This window comes from Campylobacter jejuni, assembly GCF_049221745.1.
Taxonomy (GTDB): Bacteria; Campylobacterota; Campylobacteria; order Campylobacterales; family Campylobacteraceae; genus Campylobacter_D; species Campylobacter_D jejuni_E.
In genome coordinates this window covers 1-525 of the sequence record NZ_JBMJAO010000024.1, presented here as the reverse complement: position 1 = coordinate 525, position 525 = coordinate 1, and the positions used below count along the sequence as shown (strand labels likewise).

Here is a 525-nt window from a genome sequence, read left to right as displayed (position 1 = left end):
ACTCCAAAACAGGAACAGATCTTGCTTATATTATTTAATATATTTAGGTTGAAGGCAAAAAAATCTAAATCAAGGAATTAATATGAGTATCTTTAGCATCAATGATAACTCAAACTATAATTCTATACTTTCACAAGCAAAAGCTAATAAAGAAAATAAAGAAAATTCTAAAATAAGTTTTGCTAATGCTTTTTTAAAATAAAATGCTAGTAAATTAAATGAAATTCAAAATGCAAATTCACAAACTCTAGCAAGAAGTGAAGTATTAAATTCTACTAATACAACAAATACTAGCAATAATACTAATTTTAGTATAAGTAGTAAAACAAGTTCTCCTAATTATGATATATCAAGTGAATTTAAAAACTCTATTTATACTTTAAAATATAAACAAGCTGATTTAAGCACTGATACAGCCTATGGTTATAGTGTAGATAAAGATGGCTATATGGGAAGTGATTTTAACAAAGCTGCAGGATTACCAAAAGATTTTAAGATGCATAAATCTACTTTGGATGAGATAGA

The 525-nt window shown here is 25.3% G+C and carries 1 pseudogene; it reads left to right on the top strand.

What is annotated here, in order from left to right:
* Window positions 1-82: 82 nt before the first annotated feature.
* Window positions 83-525 (top strand): annotated as a pseudogene (locus tag ACOTU8_RS08685) (hypothetical protein); the annotation flags it as partial.